General features: G+C 62.3%; 19 protein-coding genes. 10 read left to right on the top strand and 9 right to left on the bottom strand.

Going from position 1 to position 22,291, the window contains the following annotated elements; all coding sequences use genetic code 11:
- Positions 1-45 precede the first annotated feature (45 nt).
- Positions 46-363 carry a hypothetical protein gene (locus KIH45_RS13935; RefSeq protein WP_213176644.1) on the bottom strand — a complete coding sequence of 106 codons (318 nt, stop codon included), beginning with the start codon at positions 361-363 and terminating at the stop codon, positions 46-48.
- A gap of 185 nt (positions 364-548) precedes the next feature.
- Here KIH45_RS13935 and ettA point away from each other — a divergent pair, with 185 nt between their 5' ends.
- Both ettA and KIH45_RS13925 read left to right on the top strand, forming a co-directional pair.
- The gene (ettA, locus tag KIH45_RS13930; RefSeq protein WP_213176643.1) at positions 549-2,222 is read left to right on the top strand and encodes an energy-dependent translational throttle protein EttA; all 1,674 of its coding nucleotides are present in this window, start codon (positions 549-551) and stop codon (positions 2,220-2,222) included.
- A gap of 147 nt (positions 2,223-2,369) precedes the next feature.
- Positions 2,370-3,359 (top strand): RcnB family protein, encoded by a 990-nt coding sequence (locus KIH45_RS13925; RefSeq protein WP_225899925.1) that lies wholly within the window; start codon positions 2,370-2,372, stop codon positions 3,357-3,359.
- Positions 3,360-3,426: 67 nt separating this feature from the next.
- On the opposite strand, the gene KIH45_RS13920 is transcribed toward KIH45_RS13925, so the two are convergent.
- Positions 3,427-3,984 carry a cytochrome b gene (locus KIH45_RS13920; RefSeq protein WP_213176642.1) on the bottom strand — a complete coding sequence of 186 codons (558 nt, stop codon included), beginning with the start codon at positions 3,982-3,984 and terminating at the stop codon, positions 3,427-3,429.
- An 86-nt stretch (positions 3,985-4,070) separates the two neighbouring features.
- Between KIH45_RS13920 and KIH45_RS13915 the strand changes: the two genes are divergently transcribed.
- Entirely contained in the window at positions 4,071-4,745 is a 675-nt protein-coding gene (locus KIH45_RS13915; RefSeq protein ID WP_213176641.1) for a prolyl hydroxylase family protein, read from the top strand.
- 20 nt (positions 4,746-4,765) lie between these two features.
- Entirely contained in the window at positions 4,766-5,212 is a 447-nt protein-coding gene (gene trxC / locus KIH45_RS13910; RefSeq protein ID WP_213176640.1) for a thioredoxin TrxC, read from the top strand.
- A gap of 4 nt (positions 5,213-5,216) precedes the next feature.
- Here trxC and KIH45_RS13905 read toward each other — a convergent pair whose 3' ends face one another.
- The 3 genes from KIH45_RS13905 to KIH45_RS13895 form a co-directional block, all read right to left on the bottom strand.
- Positions 5,217-5,969, bottom strand: a complete 753-nt coding sequence (locus tag KIH45_RS13905) for an SDR family NAD(P)-dependent oxidoreductase (RefSeq protein ID WP_213176639.1) — start codon at positions 5,967-5,969, stop codon at positions 5,217-5,219.
- Positions 5,970-5,983: 14 nt separating this feature from the next.
- The gene (locus tag KIH45_RS13900; protein WP_213176638.1) at positions 5,984-6,508 is read right to left on the bottom strand and encodes a nuclear transport factor 2 family protein; all 525 of its coding nucleotides are present in this window, start codon (positions 6,506-6,508) and stop codon (positions 5,984-5,986) included.
- 274 nt (positions 6,509-6,782) lie between these two features.
- Entirely contained in the window at positions 6,783-7,469 is a 687-nt protein-coding gene (locus tag KIH45_RS13895; RefSeq protein ID WP_213176637.1) for a TetR/AcrR family transcriptional regulator, read from the bottom strand.
- A gap of 140 nt (positions 7,470-7,609) precedes the next feature.
- On the opposite strand from KIH45_RS13895, the gene KIH45_RS13890 reads away from it, so the two are divergent.
- Positions 7,610-8,743 (top strand): glycoside hydrolase family 68 protein, encoded by a 1,134-nt coding sequence (locus KIH45_RS13890; RefSeq protein ID WP_213176636.1) that lies wholly within the window; start codon positions 7,610-7,612, stop codon positions 8,741-8,743.
- Here the strand turns inward: KIH45_RS13890 and putP are convergent, their stop codons facing one another.
- The gene (gene putP / locus KIH45_RS13885) at positions 8,744-10,219 is read right to left on the bottom strand and encodes a sodium/proline symporter PutP (protein ID WP_213176635.1); all 1,476 of its coding nucleotides are present in this window, start codon (positions 10,217-10,219) and stop codon (positions 8,744-8,746) included.
- 363 nt (positions 10,220-10,582) lie between these two features.
- Between putP and KIH45_RS13880 the strand changes: the two genes are divergently transcribed.
- The 3 genes from KIH45_RS13880 (at position 10,583) to KIH45_RS13870 (ending at position 13,944) form a co-directional block, all read left to right on the top strand.
- Positions 10,583-11,086 carry an energy transducer TonB gene (locus KIH45_RS13880; protein WP_213176634.1) on the top strand — a complete coding sequence of 168 codons (504 nt, stop codon included), beginning with the start codon at positions 10,583-10,585 and terminating at the stop codon, positions 11,084-11,086.
- Positions 11,087-11,239: 153 nt separating this feature from the next.
- Complete coding sequence (locus KIH45_RS13875; protein WP_213176633.1) at positions 11,240-13,189, top strand: outer membrane protein assembly factor BamB family protein; 1,950 nt, start codon at positions 11,240-11,242, stop codon at positions 13,187-13,189.
- Positions 13,186-13,944 carry a glucose 1-dehydrogenase gene (locus KIH45_RS13870; protein ID WP_213176632.1) on the top strand — a complete coding sequence of 253 codons (759 nt, stop codon included), beginning with the start codon at positions 13,186-13,188 and terminating at the stop codon, positions 13,942-13,944. Before KIH45_RS13875 ends, KIH45_RS13870 begins: the two co-directional genes overlap by 4 nt.
- Here KIH45_RS13870 and KIH45_RS13865 read toward each other — a convergent pair.
- Positions 13,941-15,482 (bottom strand): BCCT family transporter, encoded by a 1,542-nt coding sequence (locus KIH45_RS13865; RefSeq protein WP_213176631.1) that lies wholly within the window; start codon positions 15,480-15,482, stop codon positions 13,941-13,943. The genes KIH45_RS13870 and KIH45_RS13865 overlap by 4 nt on opposite strands.
- A 394-nt stretch (positions 15,483-15,876) precedes the next feature.
- Here KIH45_RS13865 and KIH45_RS13860 point away from each other — a divergent pair, with 394 nt between their 5' ends.
- Both KIH45_RS13860 and KIH45_RS13855 read left to right on the top strand, forming a co-directional pair.
- Positions 15,877-18,537, top strand: a complete 2,661-nt coding sequence (locus KIH45_RS13860) for a TonB-dependent receptor (protein WP_213176630.1) — start codon at positions 15,877-15,879, stop codon at positions 18,535-18,537.
- A gap of 80 nt (positions 18,538-18,617) precedes the next feature.
- Complete coding sequence (locus KIH45_RS13855; protein WP_225899924.1) at positions 18,618-20,594, top strand: tetratricopeptide repeat-containing sulfotransferase family protein; 1,977 nt, start codon at positions 18,618-18,620, stop codon at positions 20,592-20,594.
- Here KIH45_RS13855 and KIH45_RS13850 read toward each other — a convergent pair.
- Positions 20,577-21,812, bottom strand: a complete 1,236-nt coding sequence (locus tag KIH45_RS13850; protein WP_213176629.1) for an MFS transporter — start codon at positions 21,810-21,812, stop codon at positions 20,577-20,579. The two genes, KIH45_RS13855 and KIH45_RS13850, sit on opposite strands and share 18 nt — an antisense overlap.
- A gap of 75 nt (positions 21,813-21,887) precedes the next feature.
- Positions 21,888-22,280 carry a metallopeptidase family protein gene (locus KIH45_RS13845; RefSeq protein WP_213176628.1) on the bottom strand — a complete coding sequence of 131 codons (393 nt, stop codon included), beginning with the start codon at positions 22,278-22,280 and terminating at the stop codon, positions 21,888-21,890.
- Positions 22,281-22,291: the final 11 nt, after the last annotated feature.

Here is a 22,291-nt window from a genome sequence, read left to right as displayed (position 1 = left end):
GATGCGTGTCGTCCGCCCGTTTTCGTTCTAGAGCCCACCTTCGTTCTAATGATGGTGCCCACCCATAATCCGGCAATGGCGCGCACCTTCCAGCTTTGGCGCCTGCCACGTCGCCATACCGTCCGTCATAGACAGGCGGTGACCGGCCTTGCTCTCATAGACTGAAACCGTCGTAGAATGGACCGGGCGCAGCGTAACCGAAGGTGACGATCCGGCATGCACGATGGCGCTCGAACCGGTGAGCGTCACTTTCAGGATGAGCCCTTCCCCGCAATCGTAGGTCCGACCGATATCCTGCCCGGTCGTGGCGCAGGCCGCCAGCATCGCGAGCAGCAATCCCGTTATCAGGACTCTTCCCTTCACCGCCTTACTCCCGTTCGTTCGGCGCGACCCGGAAACGCCTTCGATCCTGCGCCTTGCAGCCACCATTCGCAATCGCATTCCGGCATGGCGTCACCGCCTCCTCGCCCCTTGCCCGAAGGCGCCATTACGCCTATCTGCGCGGGCAAATCCCTTCAGTTTCAGATTTCGCCCAAAGAGGACGACAGATGGCCGCCCAGTACGCATACGTCATGAAGAACATGACGAAGACCTTCCCCGGCGCGCAGAAGCCGGTGCTCTCCAACATCAACCTGCAGTTCTACCAGGGTGCCAAGATCGGCATCGTGGGTCCGAACGGCGCGGGTAAGTCGACGCTGATCAAGATCATGGCCGGTGTCGACACCGACTTCACGGGCGAAGCCTGGGCAGGCGAGAACATCACCGTCGGCTATTTGGAGCAGGAGCCCGAGCTCGACGAGAGCAAGACCGTGCTTGAAAACGTCAAGGACGGTGCGCGCGACATCGCCGACATGGTCGACCGCTTCAACCAGATCGGCATGGAAATGGCCGAGGAAGACGCCGACTTCGACGCGCTGGGCGCGGAGATGAGCGAGCTTCAGGACAAGATCGACGCGGTCGACGGCTGGACGCTGGACAACCAGCTGGAAGTCGCGATGGAAGCGCTGCGCTGCCCGCCGGGCGACTGGCCCGTCACCGACCTTTCGGGCGGTGAAAAGCGCCGCGTGGCGCTGACCCGTCTGCTCATCCAGAAGCCGTCGATCCTGCTGCTCGACGAACCGACCAACCACCTCGACGCCGAATCCGTGCAGTGGCTTGAAAACCACCTCAAGGAATATGCCGGCGCCGTCCTGATGATCACCCACGATCGCTACTTCCTTGATAACGTCGTGGGCTGGATCCTCGAACTCGACCGCGGGTCGTACTACCCGTACGAAGGCAACTACTCGACCTACCTGGAAAAGAAGGCCAAGCGTCTCGAACAGGAAAGCCGCGAGGAATCGGGCAAGCAGAAGGCCCTGTCGCGCGAGCTTGAGTGGATCCGTCAAACCCCTGCCGCGCGCCAGACCAAGTCAAAGGCCCGTATCCGCAAGTTCGAGGAACTGCAGAACAGCCAGGACCAGCGCCAGGTCGGCAAGGCCCAGATCGTCATCCAGGTGCCCGAGCGCCTTGGCGGCAAGGTCATCGAAGCCAAGAACATCACCAAGGCCTATGGCGACAAGCTCCTGTTCGAGAACCTCTCGTTCATGCTGCCGCCGGGCGGCATCGTCGGCGTGATCGGTCCGAACGGCGCGGGTAAGTCCACGCTGTTCAAGATCATCACCGGCAAGGAAGAGCCTGACAGCGGCTCGATCGAGATCGGCCAGACCGTGCACCTGGGCTATGTCGACCAGAGCCGCGATCACCTGAACCCCAAGCACAACGTCTGGGAAGAAATCTCCGACGGCCTCGACTACATGAAGGTCAATGGTCAGGACATGTCGACGCGCGCCTATGTCGGTGCGTTCAACTTCAAGGGCCAGGACCAGCAGAAAAACGTCGGCAAGCTGTCGGGCGGTGAACGCAACCGCGTTCACATGGCCAAGATGCTGAAGGAGGGTGGCAACGTCCTCCTGCTCGACGAACCGACCAACGACCTCGACGTCGAAACGCTGGGCGCGCTCGAAGACGCGATCGAAAACTTCGCTGGTTGCGCCGTGGTCATCTCGCACGACCGCTTCTTCCTCGACCGTCTGGCGACTCACATCCTCGCATTCGAGGGCGACAGCCACGTCGAGTGGTTCGAAGGCAACTTCGAGGCCTATGAAGAAGACAAGCGCCGCCGCCTTGGCGATGCTGCGGATCGTCCGACCCGCCTTGCCTACAAGAAGCTGACCCGCTGATAACGCCAGCACCGCCGTTCATGTAACCATGCGATAACATGAACGGCGGTCTGCAAGCCGGTTCAGGACCGCGACAGACGGACACGTATAGATACATCTCCAGCGACCGAGACGTGCGCCTAGCGCCGATCCATGTGGAGAGTATCAATGACCAGGGCCAAAGCCTTCAATGCGGTGACGGGAGCGATCCTTGCCACCACCATGCTGGCCGGTGCACCGATCGCGCAGGCAGCTGATATCGCCCCGCGCACCGGGGCATCCGCTGGCGTCGACATGAGCGCGAATCTTCGCGATCGCGAAGACCGCCGCGTGCGCAACCGCACCGAACGATCGGGAAACCGTGAGAACCAGCGCCTGCGTTCGACGGGGCGTCAGGAAACGCGCGACACCCGTGCCGAAAACAACCGCCGCGCCAGCAGCACCAGGCAGTCGAGCCGTTCGGAAGAACGTTCAGGCCGTCAGTGGAACCAGTCTGAGCGGCGCAGCGAAACGGCAAAGATCCGTTCGAACCCCACGCCCAATCGGGGCGACGCGCACCGCGATCGTATTCGTCAGGCCGAGCGCGAGCAGAACGAACGTGCACGTGGCAGCGACCGCAACCGTTCCTACGCCGATCGTGATCGCAACCGCGACTACACCAGCCGCGACCGGAATCGCGACCGCGACAACAACTGGCGCGATCGCACCCGTTCGGCCGAAACCAGCGACCGTTATCGGGACCGTGACCGCAACTACCGCGACCGGAACTACCGTGATCGTGACCGGAATTATCGCGATCGTGATCGCGACTACCGCAGCCGCGACCGCTATTCGGACCGGAACCATCGCAACTGGGACCGCCGCTGGCGCAACAACAACCGCTACGACTGGCACCGCTATCGCAGCCACAATCGCAGCCTCTATCGGGTTGGCCGGTATTACTCGCCCTATCGCGACTACCGCTATCGCCGCCTGACGATCGGCTTCACGATCGGGTCGCTGTTCTACAGTTCGCGGTACTGGATCGATGATCCGTGGCGCTATCGCCTGCCCGAAGTCTACGGCCCCTATCGCTGGGTCCGCTACTACGACGACGTGCTGCTGGTGAACATGTACAGCGGCGAAGTGGTCGACGTGATCTACGACTTCTTCTGGTAAGGTCAGGGTCGCAGACCTTAGCCGGAAGGACGGCCCCTCGAGCATTGCTCGGGGGGCCGTTTTCGTATCAGCGCTTGCCCAGGCCGGGAATCATGCGGCCCAGTTCGCCGTTCTTGTCGATGACGTGATGCTTCAGAGCGCCTAGGATGTGCAGGATGATAAGCACCATCATCGGCGTCCAGAGCGCCTTGTGAATGCCGATCACCCATTTGCCCGCGTCGGGATCGTTCGCGACCGGAAGGGCGAAGAGTTCGAAAATGCCGAACATGTCGACGCCGCGCCCAAAGGACGAACTGGCGATCCAGCCCAGCAGCGGGATCGAAATCAGCAGGATGTAGAAGATCGCGTGCACCACTTTGGCCAGCATGCGTTCCCACGTGGCATAGTTCGGGTCCATCGGCGGCGGCGGATTCATCAGGCGCCACGCGATACGGATCACGGTTAGCAGCAGGACGGTTATGCCCAGCGCCTTGTGCGGGTTCATGTAGGCCGCGGCTGCCGCGCCCTCCAGATGCTCTGCCGTTTCAGCCAGACGCCAGTTCACGATGATTGCAATCGCGATCAGCCAGTGCAGGATGATGGCGCCCATTGAATAGCGGGCCTGCGGGGTGTTGATTGTTGCCATGACGCTGTGCTTAGCCTTTCGTGACGAAGTCCGAGACGGACTACTCATGCACTATTGATACCGTTCCAGAAAATCGAAGCAATCAAATGGCAAAAACCGGACGCACCGATACCGCGAACCAGCGCGAAATCGCGACCATGAACCAGGCCGTGCTGGCCCGGCTGAAAGCGGACGACAGCGTACAGGTGCTCGTCGACGACAAGCTGCAACTGTTTGGCATTCCCGACTTTTTCTCGGCCGAAGAATGTGAGCGGTTGATGAAGATGGTCGACGAAACCGCCCGCCCATCTCCCGTGTTCGAGATCGATTACGGCAAACAGGCGCGGACCAGTTATTCGGGCGATCTCGATCCCTACAACCCGTTCGTGCGCATGCTGCACCGGCGGATGGACGATCTGATGGGCGTGCCGGAAAACTGGGGTGAGACGATGCAAGGTCAGCGTTATGCCGTGGGCCAGCAGTTCAAGGCGCACCACGACTGGTTCGACACCAGCCAGCCATACTGGACCGGCGAGGTCGCGCTTGGCGGACAGCGGGCGTGGACGCTGATGGTCTATCTCAACGATGTCGAGGAAGGCGGATCAACCGACTTTCCCAAGGCCAATATCGCCGTTCCGCCGCAACAGGGCACGCTGATCGCGTGGAGCAACGCGAACGCGGACGGCAAAGTGAACATGGAAACGCTGCACGCCGGAACGCCGGTGGTGAAAGGCGTGAAGTACGTCGTTACCCGCTGGTACCGCGCCCGCGCCTGGTACTGAGCCGACAAGGAGCTTTCGCAATGGCAACGCCCGGCAGCAGGATCGTCGCCTGCCCTTCGTGCAACACGCTGAACCGCGTGCCCGATGCCAAACCTGCGGCAGAGGCGAAGTGTGGCAAGTGCGGGTCGATGCTGTTCCGGGGCGAGGTGCTGACGCTGACCTCAGCCAATTTCGATGCCCATGCAGGCAAGGGCGATCTGCCGCTGCTGGTGGATTTCTGGGCCTCGTGGTGTGGCCCGTGCCGCCAGATGGCGCCAGCCTTCGCCGCCGCGGCCCAGCAGCTTGAACCGCAGATCCGGCTCGGCAAGCTCGACACCGAGGCCGAGCAGATGATCGCGGGCCGTTATGGTATCCGGTCGATCCCGACGATGATCCTGTTTTCGAAAGGCCGAGAAATCGCGCGCCAGTCGGGCGCGATGCCGACCGGCGCTATCGTTTCATGGGCGCGGCAAGCCGCCGCGGGTTAATCATTTACTGGGCGGTCAGGCCGCCATCGACGACGAATTCCGCGCCGGTGATGTATTTTGCGCCATCGGACAGCAGGAACGCGATGGTGTGTGCAATGTCGTCAGGTTCACCCATGTGCTTCATCGGGATAGAAGCGTTGATTGCGTCATAGCCGTCGGGGTTGTCGGCAATGGCGACCTTCTGCATGTCGGTCCAGATCACGCCCGGGTGCACCGTATTCACGCGAATGCCTTTGGCCGCGACTTCCAGCGCGATCGACTTGCTCATCAACCGGACGCCACCCTTGCTGGCTGCGTAGGCGGCTGTACCGGCAATGCCGACAAGACCGGCGATCGATGACAGGTTGACGATCGCACCGGCTTCTTGCGCTTCCATGACGGGCAGGACCGCGCGGCAGCCCAGATAAACGCTTTTCAGGTTCACATCGATCTGTTTGTCCCAGCTCGCCTCTTCGAGGTCGGCCATGTAGCGGAGCACCGCGATGCCGGCGTTGTTGACCAGCCCGTCGATCCGGCCCGTGTCCTTCTTCACCGTCTCGACCAGATCGGTCCAGGCGGCAGCATCAGTCACGTCCTGCACCATGCCCGTCGCCGTCAGCCCTTCGGCGCGCAGCTCGCTCGACCTCGCCTCGACCGCGTCTGCATCGAGGTCGGTCAGGTAGATTGCGTGCCCTTCGCGGGCCAGCATCCGGGCAGTGGCAAAGCCCAGTCCTGCTTCGGAGGCCGCGCCGGTGACGATGATGGTCTTCTGGGTCATGTGGTATCCGTTTCTCAGGCGTTCTTCAGCCACTCGCGGTCGTAGGAGCGGTCCTGCATGTCGTGGCGACCGATCAGCGCGTCGACGAGATCGGTCTTGAGGAAGGCGTCGGCGGCAGGTTCCTTGCGGGCCCAGTCGTTGACTTCCGAACGATGGGCAAAGCGCCACTCGCCATCGCGGCGTTCGTACCGGTCGATGTAGCGGCCGCAGATCGTCATATCGATCGACTCGCCATCCTCGATGATACGGTGGAAGGCGTAGAAATAGACCTCGCCATAGGCCATGTCGGCATCGTCTTCATCGAACCAGATCAGGTGCTGGCCGATAAGGTGCTGGTTGGCGATGTGTTCGACCAGCAGCGCCTGCGCAAAGCGCACGAAATCGGGGCCGCTGCCGACGAAGATGCCATAATCGGTCGTCGAATCTGGCCAGAACGTGCCCATCTGCAGATCGGCGTCGAGCCGGTCCTGCCCGCGCATATATCGGGCCGCCAGATCGCGGATCGCGTCCTTGGCAAGAAGCTTTTCGATGTCGGTCATGCGTCTCTCCCGTGATCCTGTAAAAACGGAGCCGGCAGGCGGGTGGGTGCCTGCCGGCCCAGGTTCAAACGTGCATGGCTCGGAGGAAAACGGCCATGCGAGGGAAGCTGAAACTGGGGATCGGTCCGGGAAGGACGCGCAATTTTGCTGTCGTGAGTGACATGACTGATCCTTTCCCGTGACCAGCAAGGCATGTCTTTGTCTGGCGCCTTGCGGTGCCCTTCTTCGAGGGCATGGCAAAGGTCTCACAGACTTAAATTACAGTGCACTGCAATTATGGATAGGTCTTGAGAGTCCTGATCCGCGCCACGGCAGCCCGCGCCTCTGCCAGGACCTCGGCCTGTAGATCACCGTCAAGGTGTGGCGCCAGCACCTGGCAAACGGCAAGCCGCATCTGCGGGTTAAGGGCATCGTCGCCAATCATGCCGCCCGACCAAAGCGTGATGAGGCTGACGATCCGCATCGCAAAGAGGTTGCAGATGATCGACACGACTTCCGGCCCTATACGGCCACGCTCAGCAAATTCCTTTAGCACTTCGCCGACATGCCGTTCGTAGATTTCGCCCAGCCCGACGAGGTCCGGATAGCGTACCAGCACTGTTGCCAACCCGCGGGCAAGCGCCGGGGCTGCCAGCGTTTCATAAGCAAGCGTGTCGGCGAGCGAGTAGAAGTAACCAAGCTCACCCCCATCCGCATTGTCGGCAATGCTCAACATGATGCCGTCCGACCGCTCTCGCGCGCTCGTCGCGATAAGAAGATCCTTGGACGAATAAATGTTGAACAGCGTGCGTTCGGCGACCTTCGCCGACTTCGCGATCATCTTCATCGAAACGCCGTCGTAGCCGTGTTCAGCCAGAAGCGAGTAGGTCGTCGACAGGATCCGGGCGCGGCGTTCGCGCTGACGCGGGGTAAGCGCACGTTGCGCCGCTGTTTCGTCTGCTGCTTCTCCGACCGGTTCCATCTGACCTCTATGGCCGAAGCGCGACGCGGCGCAAAGCCTGCGTGTGCAGAGGCGCTATGACCCGGAAATAACGCAAAAACGTACAAGATCAGCGCTGTTTAGCGTTTTACAAACGATTGCATGCTGATTATTCGCTTTTTATGCACTTTGCGGACACCCTAGATCTGGACATCTGCACGCTGCGCTGGACGGCAGACGATTTCGCGACTTTGAACTGGCGCGAATTCGATCGGATCGCTGCGATCGGGGTGCATGACTTAGTCCGGATCAGCGCTGATCTCGACGTCTGGGATGCATGGCCGCTGGCGGACATATCGGGCGCGCCGGTTGCTTGGCGCGGCGGCGAATTGTGGTTTGCGCTGGCCGCGCCCGTCAACGACGATCCGGAATTGCGCCACGGGCTGGCACGCATCCACTGCTTTCATCACGTGGGCGGGTCATTTCGCCATCTGGGCCCCGCCCTTCCCGAGGGCTTCTCGCCCGGTTCCCGCGAGTGGTCGGGCTGCGCGCGGATCGAAGCAGGGCGCGTCGCGCTCTATTTCACGGCAGCCGGCCAGCGCGGGAAGGACGGATCACCCAATCGCCAGCGCTTGCTACGCACGTACAGCGCGTTGGCGAACTGCGATGCGATATTCGCAGGGTGGGAGCCGCTGAAAGAGCTGCTCCCCCCCGGCTCCGGCGCATACATGTGCGCGGACCGCCCGGGCGGCGGGATCGGCACGATAAAGGCGTTTCGCGATCCCTTTGCGTGGACGACGACCGACGGGCGCGAAATGCTCTTGTTCACAGGATCGGCAAAGGCATCGCCAGGGCCTTTCAACGGCGTGATCGGGCTGGCCGAGGCCGATGGATCTGGCACCTATCGCCCCCTGCCCCCGCTGGTCGATGCCAGTGGCCTCAACAACGAGCTGGAACGTCCGCACATCGTGGAAGAGGACGGCCGCCTCTACTTGTTCTGGTCCACGCAGGCAGCCGTCTTCGATCGTTGCGTCAATGCGCCGACCGGCCTGTATGGGGCCGTCGCCGATCGGATAGAGGGGCCGTGGACCCTGCTCAATTCCGACGGTCTGGTCTTTGCCAATCCGCAGGACGAACCGTTCCAGGCCTATAGCTGGTGGGTCCTGCCCGACATGCGGGTGATGAGCTTTGCCGACTACTGCGGAATCGGCGATCCCGACGCGAAGGAAAAGCCGCAGGGCCGCGCGCATTTCGGCGGGACCTTTGCGCCCTTCCTTCGCGTCGAGCTTGACGGGACGAACGCCCGTCTCGCCTGATCAGGCTGTCTGGGCAACTTCCTTGGGAGCCGTCGCGCGGCTGACGAGGACGATCGCCAGCCACGATACGATGAAGCCCGGGATGATCTCGTAGACACCGGGCCCGCCAAGGAAGCTGGCGTTGAGGCCAAGCGCGATCCACGCGATCACGACCAGCGCGCCCGAGACGAGACCGGCAACCGCGCCCGTGCCCGTCATCTTGTCCCACGTCAGTGCAAGGATGATCAGCGGCCCGAAGGCGGCACCGAACCCTGCCCATGCATTGGACACAAGGCCAAGGACTTCGCTTTCCGGGTCCGCCGCGATGCCGATGGCCGCAAGCGCCACCAGCAGGACGCAGACACGCGACACGTTCACCGTCTCACGCTCCGACGCGGTCTTGCGCAGGAACAGGCGGTAGAAATCCTCCGTCAGCGAGGACGAGGCGACGAGAAGCTGCGAGCTGATCGTGCTCATGATCGCGGCCAGAAGCGCGGCGAGCAGGAAGCCGGTGATCAGCGGGTGGAACAGCGTGTCGGCCAGAAGGATGAAGATCGTTTCCGGATCGTCGAGGACGAGGTTGTTGATCTCGACATGCGCGCGGCCAAGGATGCCGACGCCCAGCGCGCCGATCAGCGACACGAACATCCAGCTCATGCCGATGTTGCGCGCCGTCTTCACGCCGCCTTCCTTCACCGCCATGAAGCGTACGATGATGTGCGGCTGCCCGAAGTAGCCGAGCCCCCACGTCACTGCCGACAGGAAGCCGACGACCGTCAGGCCCGAGAACAGCGAGAGGAATTCAGGATCGACCTGGCGCACGGCCTCGGCAACTGTGGCGCTGCCGCCGTCGCTGGTGAGCACCACGACCGGCATGAGGACGAGCGCGACGACCATGATGCAGCCCTGCACGAAGTCGGTCAGCGACACGGCAAGGAAGCCGCCGACCATCGTATAGGCCAGCACGACACCTGCGGTCAGCCAGATGCCGGTCATGTAATCGCTCATGCCGGTATCGCCGAACAGGCCCGCAAAGCTCGACACGAACAGCTTGCCGCCGCCGACAAGGCCTGCCGCGGTATAGACCGTGAAGAACAGCACGATGATGATGGCGGAAACGACGCGCAGCGCGATGGCGCGGTCGGGAAAGCGGTTGGCGAGGAATTCGGGGATCGTCAGCGCATTGCCATAGTCGACCGTCTGCTGTCGGAGTCGGGGCGCGACGATGATCCAGTTCGCCAGCGCGCCGACGAACAGACCGATGCCGATCCACGCCTCGACAAGGCCGCTGGCATATAGCGCGCCGGGAAGGCCCAGCAGCAGCCAGCCCGACATGTCGGACGCGCCCGCGGACAGAGCCGCGACGGCAGGAGGCAGGTTACGCCCGCCAAGCAGATAGCCTTCCGAACTGTCGGTCGACTTCTTCCACGCGAACAGGCCGATGCCCAGCATCAGCACGAAATAGAGAGTGAGGGAGATGAGTGTTCCTGTAGCCATGCGCATCGAGTTAGGGGACCGAATCGCGTTTGGCCACAGGGGGCGGCAGGAAAGTACTAAAGGTGCATCGTCAGGCCATCTGGCTTGGTGATGCTGACAAAGATGTCAACGCCCGGGCAATAATATCGCTTTTCCAGTTTTCATCAGAATGAAGACGGGACACATCCAAACCCCAAGTTGCAACTTAATAAAGTTGTCCATGTAACCTTTGACACCCGCCATCTAAGGGCAGATCGTCCAGCCATGAAGTTGGGGGGAACAAGCCAGCTTCAGGCCGACCACTCGTCCATTTGAAAGAACAACAAGGGTCGCAGCATAAATCAACTGGCCCGTTGGCCGGCCATCCAATGAAAGGATGGTCCGATGAACTACGTCACGAAAACAACCGCATGCATCATGGCAGGTGCCATGATGGTCTGGACACCGTCTGCAATGGCGCAGGACGAAGAAATCGTCGTCGCCGCTCAGCCCGGCATGTCCGCCTGGATTAGCCAGATCTCCGAAGACCTGAGCGCAACTTTCGAACGCACGCGCTTGCCCTCGCCTCGCGCCATACCCAGCGATTATGCGCAAGTGCAGTTCACTTGCGATGAAGATGGGAAGCCGACCGATATCGCGCTTGTCCGCAAGTCCCGCTCTGGCTGGATCGACCGCGCTGCACTGCGTTCGGTCCGCAATCTGAAGACGATGCATCCGCTGCCGATGAATGTCCGCGAGGGGCAGCTTTATCAGGCGGATTTCATTTTCGCCGAAACCGACCGTGCCTATGAAAGGATTGCAGAGAAGGTGCATGACAGCCACCTGCAACGCCTTGCAGGAGAAGATCGCACCGTAGTGGCAATGTCTGTCGTGCGGCCAGCCGGCTAGGACAGCGTCAGATTGCAATGTTGACGGGGGCGGCTTTGAACCGCCCCCTTTCTTTTGCATTTCTGGCAGTAAGGACAGCTTTACCCGCCCTGCCCTGCCCGTCCATTCCTGCATCCAAGACGACCACTAGTGAATTGTCTGGGAGAAAACGGGATGGGTATTGGGCTTGCGAGGCAGAAGCTTCGCATAGGGGCGCTTGGCATAAGTACGGCCGCCCTTGTTTCGGCGATTGCATTCGGCGGGAGCGGACTGGAAGCCGCACCTCGCGAAGAACGGGGCGTCGCCGCCGATAATTACCGCGATCTTAGCTCGCTGCCTGCCGAAACGAACGAGCAGGGCGACAAGATCTGGACCGAAAACTGCGCCGCTTGCCATGATTCCGGTGTTGCGCGTGCGCCTGCCAAGCTCATCGTCCAGCAGATGACGCCAGAGGCGATCTACAAGGTGCTGACGACAGGCGTGATGGCCCCGATGGCATCGGCGCTGGACGATAGCGAGAAGACGATCGTTTCCGAATATCTCGCGGGTCGCCCGATGGGCGCATCGCAAGCAACGCCTGTCCCGCAGTGCGAGGGCGCAAAGGCCAGCTTCGATCTGGGGGCGCCGACCAGCTACCCCTTCTGGGGCGTCGACGCGGGCAACACGCATTTCGTACCCGCCGACATGGCCGGGATCGATGCGACCAACGTTGGCGATCTGGAGTTGAAGTGGGCGCTTGCCATCCCGAATGCGACGCGCGTTCGTTCGCAGCCCGCTTTCGTCGGCGGCGCGGTGATCTTCGGCGGGCAGGACAACCAGGTCCGTGCGCTGGACGAGGAAACGGGCTGCCAGCGCTGGGCCTTCGAAAGCGATGCGGAAGTGCGCACAGGCATCACGGTGCAAAGCTGGGACAAGGACGATCCGGACGCCAATCCGCTCGCATTCTTCGGCGACGTGACGGGCAATGCCTATGCGGTCGAGGCGTTTACCGGAAAGCAGGTCTGGAAGATTTCCGCCGACGATCACTCTTCTACCACGTTGACCGGTGCGCAGGCCTATCATGACGGCGTGCTCTACATCCCGGTCTCCTCGCTTGAGGAAGGCGCGGCTGCGACTCCCGGCTATCCTTGCTGCACGTTCCGCGGATCGCTGATCGCGGTTGATGCCGCGACGGGTGAGGAAAAGTGGCGCACCTATCTGATCGAAGAGCCGAAGGAAGGGGCGCCCGGCATCAGGGGCAATGATCTTATCGGCCCGTCGGGCGTGCCCATCTGGTCGGCGCCGACAATCGATGTCGAACGTGGCCGCATCTACGTCGCGACGGGCGACAACTACACCGGCCCTGCCACTGACATGAGCGACTCGCTTGTCGCGATCGACATGGAAACCGGCAATATCGACTGGCACTTCCAAGCGTTCGAAAACGATGCCTGGAACGGCTCGTGCGAGGAAGCCGATCAGGGCAACTGCCCTGAAGAGGACGGCCCCGACTACGACTTCGGCGTGAACCCGGTGCTCGCCAAGACGAAGGACGGCAAGGACATGATCCTGCTGGGCCAGAAATCGGGAGCGGCCTTCGGTGTCGATCCCGATACCGGGAAGATGGTCTGGAAGACGCAAGTCGGCCGCGGCGGGATCGTGGGCGGCATCCACTTCGGCTTGGCCGCGGTTGATGGCGTTCTCTTCGTGCCGGTGTCCGATGTTCCCGATGGGCAGGAATACGACATGGATCCGCGTCCGGGCATGTATGCGCTGGATATCGCGACCGGCGAATATGTCTGGCAGACCCCATCGGAAGATGTCTGCGAAGGTCGCACGGCGTGCTATCCCGGCTATTCAGGCGCGATCTCGGCCACGCCCGATCTCGTCTTTGCAGGGGCCAATGACGGCCACGTTCGCGCCTACAGCGCCGCGGACGGCAAGGTGCTTTGGGATATCGACACGACAATCGAATATACCGGCGTGAACGGTGAAAAGGGCCGCGGCGGATCGTTCTCGGGCGGTTCGGCCCCGATGCCGCACAAGGGCATGCTGTTCATCACTTCGGGATACGGTTTTTCGGGCAAGATGCCGGGCAATATGTTCCTCGCTTATGGCGTCAAGGAAGACGCCGACAGCGAATGAGCGGGCGTATCGAAGGCAAGGTCGCGCTGGTTACCGGCGCGGCCTCCGGCCTTGGCGACGCCATCGTCAGGCGCTTCGTCGCCGAGGGGGCGAGCGTCGTGGCCGCCGACATCGACGAGGAGGCCGGACGCGCCCTGGTAGAAGAGCTGGGGTCTGCCGCCAGCTTCCTCTCCCTCGACGTGACGAAGGAAGACCGCTGGGTGGATGCCTTTGCCGCGATGGAGGTCGTCCACGGGCGGTGCGACGTGCTGGTAAATTGCGCCGGCATCACCACGATCGGCAATGTCGAAACCTGCTCGCTGGATGCGTTCAAGCATGAGCTGGACGTCGACCTTGCGGGCGTATTCCTCGGCTGCAAGCACGTCGTGCCGCTGATGAAGAAACATGGCGGATCGGTCATCAACATCGCCTCGATGGCGAGCATGAAGGCTGCCGACTACCTCGTCGCCTATAATGCGGCGAAGGCCGGCGTGACGCACATGACCAAGTCGATCGCGCTGCACTACGCGCATTCGGGATACCAGATGCGCTGCAACTCGGTGCATCCGGGCGTCATCCGCACGCCCATTTTGGACAAGGTGCTTGAGCAGTCGGAAGATCCCGACAAGCTCTACGCCCAATGGGTGGCGAGCCATCCGATCGGCCGCATTGGCCGCCCGGACGAGGTGGCGGCGCTATGCCTTTACCTCGCCAGCGACGAAAGCTCGTTCGCCACTGGTGCGGAATTCGTCCTGGACGGGGGTTCCTCGCTTTAATCCTGTGGCGGGATCTCGCGGCGGACCATCCGCAGCAGGCCCGCCACCATTGCCAGCAGCACCAGCGCAAAGGGCATTCCCGTCACGATGGCGGCCGTCTGCAAGGCGTCAGTGCCGCCCGACCAGAGCAGCGCGCCGGCCAGCACACCAATCGCGATGGCCCACGTCACGCGGGGTACGAACCCTGCGTGCTGGTGACCGCCCGATGCGATCATCGCGGTGACAAGCGCGCCGGAGTCTGCCGAGGTCACGAAGAAGGTCGCGACGATGATGATCGCCGCACCCGATGCGATCTGCGCCAGCGGATAGTTCGCAAGAAACGCGAACAAGGCATCCGGCATCGATTCGTTCACCGCTTCGGACAAGCCGCCTGCGCCGAACAGTTCGATGTGCAAGGCGCTGTCGCCGAAGATCGTCATCCAAAGGAACGTGAACAAGGTCGGCACCAGCAGCACGCCGCTGATGAATTCGCGGATCGTGCGGCCATAGGAAATGCGCGCGATGAAGATGCCCACGAAGGGCGACCAGCTGATCCACCACGCGTAGTAGAAGATCGTCCACCCGCTCTGCCAATCGCCCGGCGTGTAGGTTTCCGTCCACGTCGACAGGTAAATGAAGCGCTGAAAATAGTAGCCGATGTTCTGCACGAAGGCGTCGAGCAGGAATACCGTCGGCCCGGCGATGAACACGAAAGCCGCCAACAGGACGGCCAGCGACATGTTCATTTCGGAAAGTCTGCGGATGCCCTTGTCGAGGCCGAGTGCAACGGAAAGCGTGGCCAGTCCCGTGATGACTGCAATCAGGATCGCCTGGATCATGCCGCCTTCGGGAAGGCCGACCAGCAGGTTCAGACCCGCATTGATCTGCGCCGAACCGAAACCGAGCGACGCGGCAACGCCGCAGACGGTGGCGGTGATGGCCAGAACGTCGATGACGTCGACCAACCAGCCCGGAACGCGCGGAAAAGCCTCCTGCAGGAACGAACCGATCGAAAGGGTGAGGTTCCGGTTATAGGCGATGTACGCCAGCGACAGCCCGATGATCGCATAGATCGCCCAAGCGTGCAGGCCCCAGTGCAGGAATGTCAGGCCCATCGCGTGCTGCGCATTGCCAGCAAGGCCCCGCGGCAGGGCCGCGTCCGGGTTAGAAAAGGCCGAAACCGGCGGGTTGGAAAAGTGCATGACAGGCTCTGCCACGCCGTAGAACAGCAGGCCGATGCCCATCCCCGCGCTGAACAGCATCGAGAACCAGGTGAGCATGCTGTAATGCGGCTTGGCCCCCTTGCCGCCCAGCCGCACATCGCCCGCACGGGAAACTGCAAGCCAGACAGCCGCGACCAGCAGGATGTTGACGGTCAGGACGAGAAACCAGCCAAAACTGTGGGTTACATAGGACTGGACCGCGCCAAATCCTGCGCCAGCAGCCCCGGCGTTCAGCACCGCGAACAGTATCAAAATGCCAATAAGTCCGATCGCGCCGAAGAAGACTGTCGGCTTGAAGTTGTCGGAACTGCCCGATCCGCCCGGTTGACTTGCCACTAGGCAATGCTCCCAAAGGTAAAAATTCGATATTTACTTACAAATATCATACAAAAGAATTGCCATGACACACAGATCGCCAGTGATACGAAAGTATCACTACTGTTGCGACATGGCACCGCCTGACATTCGCGCTTCTCGCCTGTCGAATATGCGGCGTGTTGTGTTTATGCAACGCCAATATGTTTATTGGCCGGATTTGTTCCCCTGCCGGTGGCAAACGTTTGAAAGCGTATCTAGACGGCTCGCAAGGGCTAAGGACTCCCGCCTTCATCGTAAGGCATACTCTGCGTTTTGTTGCAGATCGCGCTTCACCGCGTTGACGTTCTCGCCCCCGCGCGGACCGGCCCGGTTCGCCTATTGCGACAAACAGGAACCAGCAGGGGAATACCAGATGACGAAGTTCAGCCGCGGCGCCTCCCTCGGCGCGCTGGCCATGGCGATCGCCATACCCGCCCATGCGCAGGACGCGCAGACCCAGAACACTGCAAACCAGACCGCAGAGCGTCAGGGTGGCCTCAACGTAATCGTGGTGACCGCGACGAAGCGCACCGAAAGCCTTCAGGACGTGGCCGTTTCGGTCAACGCCCTTGGCGAGGACGAACTGGACAACCTCGGCGTCGACACGTTCGCGGACTACCTCGACCAGCTGCCCAGCGTTACCGCGGGCGGCAGCGGCCCGGGGCAGAGCACGATCTACATTCGTGGTCTTGCTTCCACCACGCCGAACCTGACCACCGCTGGCGTTGCAGGTCTTGCCCCCAACGTCGCGATGTACCTCGACGAACAGCCGCTGGCGCAGCCGGGCCGTAACCTCGACGTTTACGCCGCCGACCTTGCCCGTATCGAAGTGCTGGGCGGGCCGCAGGGCACTCTGTTCGGTGCATCGTCGCAGGCAGGTGTCGTTCGCCTGATCACCAACAAGCCGAGCCTTTCGGGCTTTGCCGCCAAGGCCAAGGGCGAGACCTCGTTCACCAAGGGCGGCGAGACCAGCTACAAGGCAGAGGTCATGCTGAACTTCCCGGTCACCGACCGGCTAGCTCTGCGTGCGGTTGCTTTCATGGACGATCAGGGCGGTTACGTTGACAACGTGGCCGGCACCCAGACGCTTGAGGAAAGTGCCCGCTTCCGTCCCGCAGGCACGGTGCGCGCCAATGGCGTTCCGGTCAGCGACCTTCGCGCCGGTTTCCAGAGCACGTCTGATCTTTCGGGCGTGAACTTCCTTGCCGCCGACAACGCCGGTCTGGTCGAGGAAGATTTCAACGACACGCAGTACACCGGCTTCCGCGTCGGCGCGCTCTATGAATTCAACAACGACTGGACGCTGACCGTCAGCCACATGCGCCAGTCGATCGAATCCGACGGCGTGTTCTTCGCCGATCCGGAACTCGACGGCCTCGATGATCTGGAAATCCAGCGTTTCGAGGATGACCGTCTGGAAGACGATTTCTCGAACACGGCATGGACGCTCGAAGGGCGTCTCGCGATGCTCGACGTGATCTACACCGGTGCCTACACCGATCGCGAAACGCAGCAGCGGATCGACTACACCGACTACCTCTTCGCCGGTCAGTACCTGCCGTACTACATTTGCGACGGTTCGGTCAGTTATCCGGGTGATGCTGCGCCCAGCGGTACGTGCCAGGCCCCGAACCTGTTCGTCACCTCGCAGGGCGAAACCAAGGTGATGAGCCACGAATTCCGCGTGAACACGCCGGAAGACAACCGCCTGCGCGCAACTGTCGGCGTCTTCTACCAGGACCTCGAACTGAAGGAACGCAACGACTTCGTCTATCCGGGCAGCGAACTGGCCCAGCCGTTCGGCGGCTTTGCCGACAACTACCCGTTCCCGGGCGTCTACAACTCCGATGCGGGCCCGTTCCCCTACGGCACGATCTTCCGCAACGACGTGAAGCGTACCGACGAACAGTTCGGTCTGTTCGGTGAAGCCAGCTTCGACGTTGTCGAAGACCTGCTGACCGTCACGCTGGGTGCACGTTACTACGACGTCGAAGTCGACTTCGAAGGCTCGGCCAACTCGTCGTTCTGTAACGCGGGCGGCACCGATGCGGACGCATTCGGCACCAACATCTCGGACCTTTACGACGGTGACGGCCAGTACACCTTCATCGGTTCGTGCAGCGCGGACCTGCGCCAGACGTTCAACGCCGGCGACAGCATCGACGACATCATGGCGGCCGGTCTTTCGCAGGCCCAGGCAACGCAGGTGTTCAACGCCCTTGCCGCGCCCGACAAGGCGAAGGCCAGCGGCACGATCGTCAAGGGTACGGTCACGCTGACCCCTGCCGACGACGTGATGTTCTACGCCACCTATTCGGAAGGCTATCGTCCGGGCCTGCTGAACCGTCCGGGCGGTGCCAGCAACGGGGCGGGCTTCACCGTGCCGTTCGAGCTCGATACCGACGAGGTGAAGAACTACGAAATCGGTTGGAAGACCGAGCTGTTCGATCGCCAGTTCCGTTTCAACGGCAGCGCGTTCTATGTCGACATCGCCCGTCTGCAGACCACGATCTTCGATCCCAGCATCACCAACCTGTTCTTCTCGGACAACGCGGCAGATGCAGAGATCTGGGGTCTGGAAAGCGACTTCACCTTCGCACCCTACGCGGTGCCGGGCCTGACGGTCGCCGGTGCAGTCTCGTTCCTCGACACCGAGATCACCGACGTGCTCACCCCGACGAACGACGTGATCAAGGGCGAACCGCTCGCCTATGCTCCCGAGTTCCAGGGCAACCTGCGCGTGCGTTACGAATGGGACCTGTCGGACGACCTGACGGCCCATGTCATGCCGCAGATGATCCACTCGGCGTCGAAGTACACGGACATCATCGAGATCAACAAGCTGAAGCTCGACAGCTACACCACCTTTGCCATGTCGGCGGGTGTAACTGCGGACATGTGGTCGGCAGAGATCTTCGGTGAGAACCTGACCGACGAACGCGCTGAAATCGCGGGCAGCTTCTACTACGATCGCGCCCGTATCACGACGAACCGCCCGCTCACCGTGGGTATGCGCGTATCGTTCAACTACTGATCGACGCGTAACGCGCCAAAGAAGCGGCGGGCGGGCCTTGGCCTTGCCCGCCGCTTCCCGTTTCTGGCAAGGCGATTGGCATGACGACGGATATGCCCGACATCGATACCGCGCTGCGCGATGCGCAGGCCGCGTTGAAAGACGGACGCTTCGACGCAGGGCTGCTGGCCGCGCAGGCCGCCTTGCAGGCAGAGCCCGAGAATACCGAGGCGCTCTACCTCGCCGCCGTTGCCGCGCGCTATGCCAAGCGTTTTGTGGATGCAGAGGCGTACCTTACCAGCCTGATCGCGCTCAGCCCCGAATATGGCCGCGCATGGCAGGAACAGGGCCACCTCGCCCGCGCCCGAGGCGAGGACGATCGCGCGCTTGCCGCCTATGCCCGCGCCTGCCGCTACAACCCCGCGCTGGAGGCAAGCTGGCGAGCGCAGGCCGAGCTGCTTTTACTTGCCGGACGTCGCGGAGAGGCTGCGGGCGCGCAGGCCCAGGCGGACAAGCTGCGCACGATGCCGCGCGAACTGATCGCGGCAAGCAACCACTTGCACGAAGGCCGCCCGCTGCGCGCCGAGGAACTTTGCCGCCATTACCTGCGCCGCAACCCGCGTGATGTGGAAGGTATGCGCCTGCTGGCCGAAATCGGGCGCAGGCTGGGTATCCTCGACGATGCGGAATTTCTGCTGGAAAGCGCGGTCGCCTTCGCACCCGAGGACGCGGCGTTGCAGCTGGATTACGTGCAGGTCCTGCGCGCGCGGCAGAAATACGCGCGGGCGCGTGAAGAGGCGGAGAAGCTGTACCAGCGCGATCCGGCAAACCCGCTGTTCCAGTCGCATCTTGCCATCGAATCCATGCAGACCGGCGACTTCGACCGCGCCTTCGAATTGTTTGACGCAGTGCTGGAGAAGCTACCCTCCGACCCCGCCACGCTGACCTCTCGCGGCCATGCCCTGAAGACGTGCGGGCGGCAGGACGAGGCCGTCGCCTCCTACCGCGCGGCGCTGGCCGCCAGCCCCGCGCATGGCGACACGTGGTATGCGCTGGCGAACCTCAAGACCTATCGCTTCACCGACGACGAAATCGCCACGATGCGCGAACAGGTCGCCCGCCCCGACCTCGCCTTCATGGACCGGGTTCACATCCTCTTCGCGCTCGCCAAGGCCGAGGAAGACCGCAAGGACCATGCCGAGGCTTTCCGGCTTTACGAGGAAGGTAACCGGCTGAAACACCGGCAGAGCGGCTACAGTGCCGACCGGATGAGCGAGGAACTGCACAAACAGGCCGAGGTCTGCACCCCCGCCCTGTTTGAGAAACACGCCGGCCACGGCCACGATGCGCCCGACCCGATCTTCATCGTCGGGCTACCGCGTGCGGGCTCGACGCTGCTCGAACAGATCCTGGCCTCGCATTCGATGGTCGACGGTACGCTCGAACTGCCCGACATCCTCGCACTCGCCCACCGGCTGCGCGGGCGTAAGGCGGAGGAGAACCTCTATCCGCAAGTCCTGCACGACCTGAGCGCCGAGCAGCTTGAGAAGATGGGCCGCGGCTATATCGAAAGTACGCGCATCCACCGGCAGGACGCGCCGTTCTTCATTGACAAGATGCCGAACAACTTTCGCCATATCGGGCTGATCCACCTCATCCTGCCTAACGCGAAAATCATCGATGCGCGCCGCGCGCCGATGGATTGCTGCTTTTCCGGATTCAAGCAGCTGTTCGCCGAAGGGCAGGAGTTCACTTACGGATTGACCGAGATCGGCCGTTACTACGCCGATTACGTCGCGTTGATGGACCACTGGGACCGGGTTCTGCCCGGCCGCGTCTTGCGCGTGCAGCACGAAGACGTGCTCGACGATCTGGAAGGTCAGGTCCGCCGGATGCTCGACTATCTCGGTCTGCCGTTCGAGGACGCCTGCCTCGACTTCCACCGCACCGACCGCGCCGTTCGCACTGCCAGTTCGGAACAGGTTCGGCGGCCGATCAACCGCAGCGGGCAGGACGCCTGGAAGCCGTTCGAACCATGGCTTGGCGATCTGAAGGACGCGCTAGGCGACCTCGTCTGAGCTTTGTGATGCTGGCTCCAGCGCGGCTGCGGCGGGCGTCGTGCGTGGCAGGATCTGGTAGGGCTGCTGGTCTTCGCCGGCCACCGCGTCGGAGCGGTACATGCGCCACAGTGCAAAGCCGACGCCGATCGTCCCCAGCGCGGCCATGAACAGAAACAGGCCGCGTGGCCCGAACGCCGCCATCGCGGCCGATCCCAGCAAGGGCCCGCCTGCCGCGCCGCCCGAATAGAGCAGGATCAGCACGCTGCTGGCGCTCAACTGTTCTGCCGCGGTCAGGCGGTCGTTCGCATGGGCGACGCAGAGCGGATAGAGCGAAAATACGAATCCGCCGAACAGAGCGCCCATGCCGAAAATCACGAAATGATCGGTGAGCAGGGCCAGCACCAGCGAGGCCACCAAGATCCCGCCCAGTACCATGACGATGACGAGGCGTCGGTCCATCCGGTCAGACAGGTGCCCCAGTGGCCATTGCAAGGCGACGCCGCCTGCAATCACGACCGATACGAACAGCGCGACGTCCGACAAGTCAAACCCGCTGCGCCGCGCATAGAGCGCGCCAAGGCCATAGAACGCCCCCATCATCACGCCGGTCAGCGTGACGCCCACAGTGCCCAGCGGAGAGGTCCGAAACAGCGCGGGGAGCGAAAGGTGATCGCCGTCGTCCGGCAATGGCGGACTGTCGATCCTGGTCAGCAGGACCGGCACCGAAGACAGCGAAACCAGCATCGACGACACCACGAATGGCAGCATCAGGCCGGTGTCGAGCCCCAGCAGGAATTGCCCCACCGCCTGCCCCGAATAGAGCGCGATCATATAGGCCGCGAGGATCGTGCCCCGGCTTTGCGCGTCGGCACGATGGTTGAGCCAGCTTTCGAGGCAGATGAAGACACCTGCAACGCAAACCCCGTCCAGCAGGCGCAGCACGCTCCACAATACCGCGTTCTGGTAAAGCGAGTAGAACAGCGTGCTCGACGAAAGAACCGTCACCACGGTCGCAAACGTGCGGATGTGCCCAACCTGCTTGATGACATTGGTCAGCGTAAGCGAGCCGACGACCAGTCCAAAGAAATAGGCACTGGCCATAAGGCCGACGACAGGCGCCGCCGCGCCTGCGCCTTCCATGCGCATCGCAAGCAGAGTGGGCATGAACCCGTTTCCCGCCATGAGCACGAGAACGGCGAGCAGAAGGCCCCTGATGGCAAAGACGCGGTCGATCATTGGGCGCCCCTTATTGATCCACCCCCTGTCCACGCAAGCCTTGTAGCACGCTGCCGAACGACAGTCGCAAACGGCTTATCGAACCTGATCTTCCAATGCGTGCATGTCTTCGTCCGAAAGGCCGAAATGGTGCCCGATTTCGTGCACCACGACATGGGTGACAAGCGCCTCCAGAGTGACGCCCGTTTCGCACCATTCTGCGAGCAACGGCTGACGGTAAAGCGTGACTTGCGGCGGCATCGATCCGGAATGCCAGACCGACTGCTCAGTCAGCGGGTTGCCGTGATAGAGCCCCGACAGGTCCCACTCGCTCTCCATCCCCAGCGCGTCGAGGGTTTCGCGATCGGCAAATTCCTCCACGCGGATGACGATGTCGGCAAGATGCTGTGCAAATGGCTCGGGCAGTCGGTTCAGCGCCGCGACCGCCAGCCGCTCGAACATGGCGGCATCGGGCGCATGGCCCGCCATCAGGGGCGCAT

This window comes from Croceicoccus gelatinilyticus, assembly GCF_018398395.1.
GTDB classification, from domain to species: Bacteria; Pseudomonadota; Alphaproteobacteria; order Sphingomonadales; family Sphingomonadaceae; genus Croceicoccus; species Croceicoccus gelatinilyticus.
This window is presented reverse-complemented; position numbering and strand designations above follow the sequence as displayed.

What these genes read in the sequence shown, in the direction of transcription:
- KIH45_RS13925 (WP_225899925.1), top strand. Translation starts at nt 2,370, where the DNA reads ATGACCAGGGCCAAAGCCTTCAATGCGGTGACGGGAGCGATCCTTGCC.
- KIH45_RS13880 (WP_213176634.1), top strand. Translation starts at nt 10,583, where the DNA reads ATGAACTACGTCACGAAAACAACCGCATGCATCATGGCAGGTGCCATG.
- trxC (WP_213176640.1), top strand. Translation starts at nt 4,766, where the DNA reads ATGGCAACGCCCGGCAGCAGGATCGTCGCCTGCCCTTCGTGCAACACG.
- KIH45_RS13860 (WP_213176630.1), top strand. Translation starts at nt 15,877, where the DNA reads ATGACGAAGTTCAGCCGCGGCGCCTCCCTCGGCGCGCTGGCCATGGCG.
- KIH45_RS13900 (WP_213176638.1), bottom strand. Translation starts at nt 6,508, where the DNA reads ATGACCGACATCGAAAAGCTTCTTGCCAAGGACGCGATCCGCGATCTG.
- KIH45_RS13890 (WP_213176636.1), top strand. Translation starts at nt 7,610, where the DNA reads ATGCACTTTGCGGACACCCTAGATCTGGACATCTGCACGCTGCGCTGG.
- KIH45_RS13875 (WP_213176633.1), top strand. Translation starts at nt 11,240, where the DNA reads ATGGGTATTGGGCTTGCGAGGCAGAAGCTTCGCATAGGGGCGCTTGGC.
- KIH45_RS13855 (WP_225899924.1), top strand. Translation starts at nt 18,618, where the DNA reads ATGACGACGGATATGCCCGACATCGATACCGCGCTGCGCGATGCGCAG.
- KIH45_RS13870 (WP_213176632.1), top strand. Translation starts at nt 13,186, where the DNA reads ATGAGCGGGCGTATCGAAGGCAAGGTCGCGCTGGTTACCGGCGCGGCC.
- ettA (WP_213176643.1), top strand. Translation starts at nt 549, where the DNA reads ATGGCCGCCCAGTACGCATACGTCATGAAGAACATGACGAAGACCTTC.
- KIH45_RS13845 (WP_213176628.1), bottom strand. Translation starts at nt 22,280, where the DNA reads ATGGCGGGCCATGCGCCCGATGCCGCCATGTTCGAGCGGCTGGCGGTC.
- KIH45_RS13905 (WP_213176639.1), bottom strand. Translation starts at nt 5,969, where the DNA reads ATGACCCAGAAGACCATCATCGTCACCGGCGCGGCCTCCGAAGCAGGA.
- KIH45_RS13850 (WP_213176629.1), bottom strand. Translation starts at nt 21,812, where the DNA reads ATGATCGACCGCGTCTTTGCCATCAGGGGCCTTCTGCTCGCCGTTCTC.
- KIH45_RS13915 (WP_213176641.1), top strand. Translation starts at nt 4,071, where the DNA reads ATGGCAAAAACCGGACGCACCGATACCGCGAACCAGCGCGAAATCGCG.
- putP (WP_213176635.1), bottom strand. Translation starts at nt 10,219, where the DNA reads ATGGCTACAGGAACACTCATCTCCCTCACTCTCTATTTCGTGCTGATG.
- KIH45_RS13920 (WP_213176642.1), bottom strand. Translation starts at nt 3,984, where the DNA reads ATGGCAACAATCAACACCCCGCAGGCCCGCTATTCAATGGGCGCCATC.
- KIH45_RS13895 (WP_213176637.1), bottom strand. Translation starts at nt 7,469, where the DNA reads ATGGAACCGGTCGGAGAAGCAGCAGACGAAACAGCGGCGCAACGTGCG.